This window comes from Flavobacterium sp. (assembly GCF_027490375.1).
Taxonomy (GTDB): domain Bacteria; phylum Bacteroidota; class Bacteroidia; order Flavobacteriales; family Flavobacteriaceae; genus Flavobacterium.
In genome coordinates, this window is sequence record NZ_JAIXYH010000077.1 from 37,190 (window position 1) to 44,378 (window position 7,189).

The 7,189-nt window shown below is 43.4% G+C and carries 1 protein-coding gene; it reads left to right on the forward strand.

Translation table 11 applies throughout. The features are described 5' to 3' along the window. Positions 1–105 precede the first annotated feature (105 nt). On the forward strand, positions 106–7,189 hold a 7,084-nt coding region (locus Q0064_RS12100; RefSeq protein ID WP_298148474.1), incomplete at its 3' end, for a choice-of-anchor J domain-containing protein.

Sequence of the window (7,189 nt, forward strand, 5' to 3'; positions counted from 1 at the left end):
AAAATCGTTAAAACATAAGTTTTTGTTAGCGCTTTCTTAAAAATGTATAAATTTGGAATCCATAAATTGAAAAATTTACCTGATTTAATTTTAAGAACTCGTTTTATGAAAAGAATTGCACTTTTGATTGCATTGTTGTTTTCTTTTGCGGGATTTGCACAATTCACGGAGACGTTTGAAAGCGGTTTTCCAGCGGGATGGCTAAAGCTAAATGCTCCGGCTGGTCCTAATTTTGGAATTGGTGCAAACCAACAATGGATGTTAAATACAACACCCAACCCGGTTAACCCATCGGGACTTGCCGCCTATTCGGGCGCTAATGCTGCTTTGATTCCTTTGGAACAGATTCAAGCAGGCAACACCGAAGAAGACTGGATGATTACTACCCAGCTGACTGTTCCGGCGAATGGACAGTTGCGTTTTTGGACGCGACAGGCTCAGAATGGTGATCAAGGTTCAATTTTTCAAATTCGAGCTTCTTTAAATGCTATACAAGACAACCAGGCGGCTTTTCAATTAATACAGTCGTACACCGAATCTGATTTACAAGACTTAAACGGTGATATAACGCAATATACTGAGAAAGTTATAGATTTTCCAGCTGCTTTTATCGGACAGACTGTGTATATAGCCTTTATACGTATAAATTCACAATTGACTAATGCCCGTTCTGGTGATCGTTGGTTAATTGATGACGTTAGGGTTCGTCCACGTTGTACAAACCCTAACGGTTTGGATGCTTCAAATCCGCAGTCTACAAGCATAACGCTTACGTGGAACAATCCGGGACTCGCAACAAGTTTTGAAATAGAAGTAGTACCTCAGGGCCAGGATCCAACAGGTACTGGTGTTATTGTAAGTGCTCCTGGTACAAACCCGACAAATTTTAACACGGCTGGATCGCCATTAACTTTTGCTCCCGGGCAGTGTTATCAATATTATGTAAGAGCAGTCTGTGGAACTGCGCCAGATACGCTAACTAGCGGTTGGGCAGGTCCGTTTCCGTTTTGTACACTTCCTTTAGGTTCGGTTTGTGCCGATCCGCTAGTTGTACAAACATTACCATATCAAACCGCAGGAAACACGTTGAACTTTGGCGATGAAGTAGATACTACCCAGGGAACTGGCTGTGGTGCTACACCAGCGGGAACAAACTACCTGGCAGGGAATGAGGTTTTTTACAGCTATACGCCTGATATTACTGGAAATGTTTCTATATTAATGACTCCGGGAGCGAATAACTCTTCGCTTTTTGTATATAACAGCTGTGCTGGGATTGGAACATCGTGTATTGCCGGAATTGCTAACGCTCAGGGAACACCGCGTTCGTTAGTTGTGCCAATGACTGCTGGGCAGACCTATATCATTGTTATTTCGTCTAGTCAAGCTACGGCATCAATTCCTTACACCTTACTTATTCAGCGGGAAGATTGTGCGCCAAAACCTACGGCTTTAACTGCTGGAGAAATTGGATTAACCACAGCAACCTTAGGTTGGACAAGTACGGAGTTCACTTCGTGGCAAGTGGCCGTACAACCTGCAGGAACAGGAGTTCCTACGGGGGCGGGAGTAAGTGTTAATACTAACAGTTACCAACCCACACTAACCCCTGCTACCCAATACGAATTTTGGGTTCGTGCAGAATGTACCCCAGGAGGTACATCTTTCACCGGATGGGCTGGTCCGTTCTTTTTCAATACTTTAATTTGTGAGGCTTCAAATAAGTGTGATTATACCTTCCGCTTAACAGACTCAGCAAATAATGGTTGGAACGGAGCTATCATGCAAGTGCGTCAGGCTGGTATTGTGGTTGCTACACTTGGACCAACGTACACTAGTGGTGCTGGACCGGTTAACGTAACTGTAGGTTTGTGCGACGATATTCCGTTTGATATATTTTGGATTACGCCTGGTACTCAGCCTGGGCAATGTATCCTAAATGTAATCAACAACTTTGGTCAAACTGTATTTACAAAACTCCAAAATACCGGCACTCCAGGTAGCGTACTCACAACACAACCGGTAGACTGTCAGACGCCGCGATGCGACTTGACACCTACAGCCGTAACGATACCTGCAGCGTCTGTTGAAACAACGTTTTTAACTGTAACGTGGAGTGCTCCAGCAACTACGTCGTGGGACATCATAGTTTTGCCAGCTGGCTCTCCGGCTCCTACAGCAGATTCAGTTCCTACTTTCAATGATATAACAGTTGCTGATCCAAACAATCCTTCGTTTACATTCCCTGTAGCATCTCTGATTCCAGATACTGCTTACAGCGTTTATGTGCGAGTAAATTGTAATAATCCGTCGAATTCTGCTTGGGGAGGACCTGCAACAGCAACTACCGATCCAACATGTTTCCGTCCTACTACGCCACTTGTAACAGCCCCTGCGATTTCGACTCCGGGAGCAACGACAGCGTCGGCTACGTTTTCATGGACAGCGGGCGAACCAACAAATACGCTTTGGGAGATTTATGTGAGTACGGTAAACGTAGCGCCAACTGCGGCTACACCAGCTACATATACAAACATCACTGCAACAACATTTACGGCAACTGATCTTCTTCCAGCGACTATCTATTACGCTTGGGTAAGAACGGTTTGTCCGGGACCAGACCCAAGTATTTGGGTGGCTTTCCCAGTCTTTAATACGGATACTTGTTTTGATGCCGACAGATGTAATTACAAATTCCTTCTTTCAACTGCGTCTACTGGAAACACATGGAATAATGGTCGTATGCAAGTTCGTCAGAACGGAATTGTAGTGGCTACTCTGGGTGCAACAGGTATTAATTCTGCCGCAGGAGTCACTGTAGCCCTTTGTCCGAACGTACCTTTCGATGTATTCTGGAGTGTTGCTGGAACAAACCCAGACAATATAGGATTTACTATTGTTACACCATTTAACGATGTAGAATTTACAAAACTTCCTGGTCAAGGAGCACCGCTTACGGTACTTTATACAGGCGTTACCAATTGTAACCCGCCCGCATGTGCTCAACCAACTGCTTTAACTGCAGTTTCAAGTGCAACTAGTGCTGTTTTAAGCTGGACTGATATTTCTACTCCTCCAGCGGGAAGTTATGCGATTTATATCGTTCCACAAGGCGGACCTGTACCAACTAACAACCCACCAACACCACCAACAATTCCTTCTGCTACGAATCCGTTCACGATTAGTGCAGCTACTGGATATGCCTTGCAGCCTTCAACAGCTTACACTTATTATGTTAAGGCTATCTGTTCGCCTACTGATAGTAGTGCTTGGACTATCCTGAATCCGCATACATTCATCACTAAACCAATCAACGACGAATGTGCAACTGCACTGCCTGTTACTGTAAATAGTGGACAAATTTGTGCTCCAGCGAATAATGTACTAGGTAACACTTACGGCGGAACTGCAAGTGCTCCTGCCGCAAATGCTGGTCAAGGTTGCGGAACAATCGATGATGATATTTGGTTCAGCTTTGTTGCTGGTCCTTCTGGAACGCAAACAATCAATATCAATAATGTTGATATTACGCCAACTAGCGCTCGAATTCATCATAGCGTTTTCTCGGGAAGTTGCGATAATTTAACGCAATTATACTGTAGTACTGCTTATAGTACAAATGCAACTGGACTTACACCGGGACAAACTTATTATGTTCGTGCATATACTAGCGGAAGTGCAGCTACTCAAAGAGCTACTTTCGAAATTTGTATAACATCACCTCCAGCAAACGACAATTGTTTGGGTGCAACTAATGTTCCTGTAAATCCAACTTGGACTTGCGAGCCTTCATTTAACGTTGCGGGGAGTACTCTTGGCGCAACAGCATCTAATCCTCCAGCAGCAGCTGGTGCTGGATGTGGAACTGCCGATGACGATGTTTGGTTCTCTTTCACTGCAACCAGTCCGATTCATGTAATTAACATCAATGATATCGTGGGTACATCTGCCAATGTTGCACTAAACCATAGTTTGTTTACTGGCAATTGCGATGCCCTAACTCAAATTTATTGTACGACGCAAACTACAAGAGTTGCTACAGGTCTGACTGTAAATCAAGTATATTATATACGAGTATATACTTCTGCTTCTACCGCTGGTGCCTCTGCAACATTTAATGTCTGCGTAAATACACCTCCACCTCCTTCAGGAAACGACACTTGTGCAACTGCTATTCCAACTCCTGTAAACCCAAGTTCAGTGTGTAATCAAACCGCAACTGCAAATTTAATTGGTGCAACACCAACGGGTGGAAACCTTCCTGCAGGCTGCGTTGGAACTGCCGATGATGATGTTTGGTTTAGTTTTGTTGCAACTTCTACAACACATTTCATACAACTTTTGAACGTAGAAGGCACAACCACGAACTTAAACCATGCTGTTTACACGGGAACTTGTGACGGTTTAGTTTTCCGCTATTGTTCAACTGCAGACAATCTTATCAGTAATGCAACCAACTTTGTTGTTGGACAAACCTATTATGTTCGCGTGTGGTCGAATTCAAATATTCCTCAAGCAGTTGAATTTGATCTTTGTGTTCGTTCGATTTCAACTTGTGATAGCGCAGAACCGTTCTGTGGATCGTCACCGGACGAGCCTTACATCTACGCAAACACTACGGGAGTAACATCCACAGGTCAGATTGCTTGCTTGTTCACGACACCAAACCCAACCTACTATACGTTAAACGTTGGACAAAACGGCCCACTCGTATTTAACATTCTTCAAAATACTCAGTTTGACGCCGCAGGTAATCCGACGGGGAACAACCTTGACGTAGACTTTGTAGCGTGGGGACCTTTCGATTCACCGGAAAGCTGTAATGAAATTGTTTTTGGACCTTGTGCTCCTACGCCTTGTCCTAACAACACTACGAATCCTGCATTTTATCCAGAAGGAAATATTGTAGATTGTAGTTATAGCGCCAGCTTCACTGAAACACTTACCATACCAGACGCTCAAATTGGACAATTTTATATAATCTTGATAACCAATTTCAATGGTCAAGCCGGTTTGATTAGATTAGTACAAACAAACTTCAATGATGCTGACGCGGGAGAGACTATTTGCTGTAATGTTGGTCTCGGACCAGACATTGAAGCGTGTGGCGACTCAATTACGTTAAATGCTATTGAAGATGTTCAGGATGTTAACAATGTTCCATCTACTTTCGAATGGTTCTTGCTTCCATCGACAACACCAATTCCTGGCGCTACTTCGGCAACCTATGTAGCTACTGAATCTGGAACATATCGAGTAGAAGGAAATTGCGGATTGAACCCCGTTTCCGACGAAATTGTTGTTACACTCGGACCAGCAATCAATGTAACTACCCCAACTGAATATGTAAAATGTGACTCAGACGCTACACCTGGACAAGCTACTTTCGACTTCGATGCTGTTAAAGCAACGGTTTTAGGAACGCTCAATCCAGCAGATTACGTGATAACTTCACATAATAGTCTTGATGCAGCAACGGATGATATTGGCGATTTAGGATTATCTGGCAACCAGTTATTATCTTCTGGAATTATATATATACGAGTTGAAAGTACAGTCTTATCTACATGTTTTGCAGTGGTACCTGTAACTTTTACGGTAACGGATGCTCCAAACGCAGCCTTCGCCTATAGTGCAACTTCGTTCTGTCAAGCAGATGACACTTTTGCAGAAATAACCACAGTTCCTGAGGCTTCAACGACTTACTCGGCCGAGCCTGCGGGTATAGTTGTGCAACCGTTAACTGGAGCTATTGATTTAGAACTTAGTCAGCCAGGAACGTATACAATTAAAAACACCATTGCAGCCACTGAAACCTGTGGAGAAATTAGCGCTACTTTCGTAGTTACAATTATTGATGCGGTGTCTCCTGAATTCTCCTATGCCCAAACAGCGTATTGTAAGAACAACCCAAATCCGCTACCTGTTCTAGCAGAAACTGCAGGTGTATTTACTGGAACCCCAGGATTAGTGATAAATAGTGCAAGTGGGGAGATTGACTTAGCAGCAACGCCTCCCGGGACTTATATGGTAACAAATACTATCGCCGCCAATGGGGCATGTCAAGAAGTTTTTGACACTTTCGAAGTAACTATCAATCCAGTACCAGATGCAGCATTTACTTATAATGCAAGTGAATTTTGTAATACAGCTGCAAATCCAGTTCCTTCGGTTGCTATTGGTCAGTTTACATCGTTACAAGCTGGACTAATAATTAACTCGACAACTGGAGTTATAGATCTAGCAACTTCTACTCCGGGAAGCTATACGGTTCGCCACACGATTAGTGCTGCTGGCGGCTGTGCTGAAGTTTTCGCCGACTTCCCTGTCCTTATTACTCCGGGAACACAGGCAGATTTTACCTACTCTTCTACTGAGTATTGCGGTAACAGTAATTCAATTACTCCGATCTTTGCCGCTGGTGCGGTTGCTGGTACTTTCACTTCGACTAATGGATTAGTAATAAACCAAAATTCTGGTGAAGTAAACATCCAAGCTTCTACTCCTGGAACTTATACAATTACCAATTTAATTCCTGCTGTTGGAGGCTGTGGCGCCGATTCTGCTAACTTCACGTTAACCATTACTGCACCTGTGACTGGAACAATATCATACGGTGACTCTGCTTTTTGTAAAAATTCAACTTCTGAACAGATTCAAAACCTGCCATCAGCCTCTGGAACGTTTAGTGCGCCTACTGGATTGTCAATTAACACTTCAACTGGTGAAATTAATCCGTCTACAAGTAATCCAGGAACCTATGTCGTCACATTTTTAGTGCCTGGCGACTTTGGTTGCGCGGATTTTACTACAACGGTTGATATAACAATCATTCCTGAGTTCGATATTACTTTTGAATCTGGTTGTGAGAACAATTTATATACCGTTCGTGTACTTCCTGTTGATGAATCATTTGATTTAACAAACAGTAACGTTGAGTGGACTAGTACCGGTACGTTTGTACCAACTGCCGAAGAACACGTTATTACAGCCACGTCTGAAGGTACATTTACGGCTAAAGTAACCACAGCAGATGGATGTTTTACAATTGAATCGATCGAAATTGAAAACATCGGCTGTCTCATCCAGCGAGGTATTTCACCGAACAACGATGGTGCAAACGATTCGTTTGATTTGAGTGCTTATGATGTGAAGCGTTTGGTTATTTTCAATCGTTACGGTACTGAGG